This window comes from Micropruina sp., from assembly GCF_027492755.1.
Classification (GTDB): Bacteria; Actinomycetota; Actinomycetes; order Propionibacteriales; family Propionibacteriaceae; genus Micropruina.
Genome location: NZ_JAPUED010000249.1, coordinates 8,789 through 11,029, shown reverse-complemented (window position 1 = coordinate 11,029; position 2,241 = coordinate 8,789). Strand labels below are relative to the sequence as shown.

Annotated in this window: 2 protein-coding genes and 1 pseudogene; all 3 read right to left on the bottom strand. The window is 72.7% G+C overall.

Annotated elements, in window-relative coordinates; genetic code table 11:
• Positions 1-217 (bottom strand): annotated as a pseudogene (locus Q0066_RS16755) (hypothetical protein); the annotation flags it as partial.
• Positions 214-870: a tRNA (adenosine(37)-N6)-threonylcarbamoyltransferase complex dimerization subunit type 1 TsaB gene (gene tsaB / locus Q0066_RS16750; RefSeq protein WP_298135060.1), complete on the bottom strand. Its 657-nt coding sequence runs from the start codon at positions 868-870 to the stop codon at positions 214-216. The gene tsaB and the pseudogene Q0066_RS16755, both read right to left, overlap by 4 nt.
• A complete protein-coding gene (gene tsaE / locus Q0066_RS16745; protein ID WP_298135059.1) occupies positions 867-1,832 on the bottom strand; it encodes a tRNA (adenosine(37)-N6)-threonylcarbamoyltransferase complex ATPase subunit type 1 TsaE in 966 nt (321 codons plus the stop codon). Before tsaE ends, tsaB begins: the two co-directional genes overlap by 4 nt.
• Positions 1,833-2,241: the final 409 nt, after the last annotated feature.

Genomic DNA, 2,241 nt, shown 5'->3' with positions numbered 1-2,241 from the left:
ACCAATCCGGTTTCGACAAGCTCAACCGGCGGCGGTCGGCGACCAGAACGCACCGGTCGGCGCCGGTCAGTTCCGCCGTCCAGGATTCCGCGCTCCATCGCGAGGCGATGTCGAAGCCAGAGACCTCGAGCATCAGGATCGCGTCCAGGTCGGCGAGCTCCGCATGCCGGATCAGCACCTCGTCCGCGGCCGGCTCGATCACAGCAGCCTCGGTCACGATCGGGCCAACCCGCGCGCCAGTCGCGGCTGCAGCAGGGTCGACTTGCGGTTGGTCGGCACCGTGGCGTCCGGACGGCGCAGGTACAGCGGCGACAACCCCACCTCGGGCAGCTCCGGACCGGCCAGCGCGAGGACGCCGCCGTCCAGCGGGGACGGCGTGCCGCCGGCCAATCCCGCGCCCGGCCCAACCACCGGCAACTCCGGCAACTCGGACGCCGGGGAGACCGCCGGCCCCTCGACGCGGCGTCCGTCGGTGTCGTAGCGGGCCCAGTACACCTCGCGCCGGCGGGCGTCCGAGACGGCCAGGAACTCACCGCCGGGGTTGCCGGCGACGAGGTGACCGGCGGCAACGGCATCCAGCGAGCAGACGCCGCGCACCGGTACCCCGAGAGCGAACCCCAGCGTCTGCGCGGTGACCACGCCGACCCGCAGTCCGGTGAACGGCCCGGGGCCGACACCGACCACGATCAGGCCGAGGTCATGCAGCGTCCGGCCGGCTTCGGCGAGGGTGGCGTTCACCAGTGGCATCAGCTGTTCGGCGTGGGCGCGACTGTCGGTCACCGCGCGGGAGGCCAGGACTCCGGCCCCGTCGGCCAGGCCGACCCGGACGTCGGTCGAGGTGTCGATTCCCAGCGTCAGCGTGGGGCTCATCGCAGTTCCTCCAGTTGTCCGTCGGCCCAGCGCGCCCCGAGGCCGGACAGGAACACCAGCCGAGTCTCGTCTTCGGGGTCGAGTCCGCGCCGGATGTCGATCTCCAGGCGGTCGTCGGCCAGCCCCTCGGCGATGCCCCCGCCCCATTCGATCAGGGTGACCGAGTCGGGCAGGGACGCCTCCAGGTCGAGGTCTTCGAGTTCGTCGAAGCTGCCCAGCCGGTAGGCGTCCACGTGCACCAGGGCGGGTCCGCCGGCGACGGCCGGATGCACCCGGGAGAGCACGAAGGTGGGTGAGATCACCGGCCCGGCGATGTTGAGCCCGGCGCCGATGCCCTGGGTCAGCGTGGTCTTGCCGGCGCCCAGGTCACCGGTGGCGATGATCACGTCGCCGGCCCGCAGCACAGTGGCGAGCCGCTCGCCGAGAGCGCGCATGGCGTCCGCGGTGGCGGCCTCGGCCATCACCGGCAGGGTACGGCGCAGGATCTCCAGCGGCGGCTGTTCGCCGGTCGGCACGAAGCCGTGGCGGCGCCACCATCGTCCGAGAGCCGGGAACTCTGTGCGGACACCCACCGTCAGCCAGCGGGTGCCGCGCAGCGCGAGCAGGTCCATCGTGCAGCCGACAAGGGCGTTCGCGATGCCGCGGTGCTGATGGTCGGGGTGCACCGCGACCCGGGTGATGACCGCGTCGTCGCCGTCCAGTTCGACGATCAGCGCTGCGGCCGGTTCGCCGTCCAGTTCGCCGACGACGCCGAAGCCGCCGTCCAGCTTCTCGGCGATGGTGTCGACCGTGTCCGCCAGTGCCGCGGCGGGCGGCTCGACCGGCGGACGGGCGGCGAAGGCGGCGTGCACGATCGGGACGACATCGGACGCCCGCGAGGCGTCCACCCGCAGGATGCGCAACCGCCCGCCGTCGGGCAGGGCAGCCTCGGCGACGACGGCCGCGGTGGACGGGGCGGACATGGCGAATCCTCCGGTTGACGATTTGAAGCCGTCCCACTGTAGTCCTCGCCAGCCGCGCCCCCGCGTCCGTGTCAGCCGGGCGGCTCGCACACCCGGGGACGGTTCTTGAACGTGCGAATCTCGAACGCGCGGGGACGGTTCTTCTGGTCACCAATCGCGACGCTGGCCTGCATCTGGCGGGGCCCCTCTGGGCGACCGAAGGAACCCTCCCCGATGACAAGGGAACCGTCCCCGGTGGCCCGCTTTTCGCACCCGGAAGAACCGTCCCCCGACGTGCGATTTTCGAAGGCGGAAGAACCGTCCCCGAAGATGCGAAACGGGGCCCCCGGGAGGCCCCGGGGGGCCCGGGGGTTGTGCGGCGGTGCGGGGTGGGGGGGGGGGCAGACCCGGGGTACCCGCGGGGTGGTGG

What these genes read in the sequence shown, in the direction of transcription:
- tsaB (WP_298135060.1), bottom strand. Translation starts at nt 870, where the DNA reads ATGAGCCCCACGCTGACGCTGGGAATCGACACCTCGACCGACGTCCGG.
- tsaE (WP_298135059.1), bottom strand. Translation starts at nt 1,832, where the DNA reads ATGTCCGCCCCGTCCACCGCGGCCGTCGTCGCCGAGGCTGCCCTGCCC.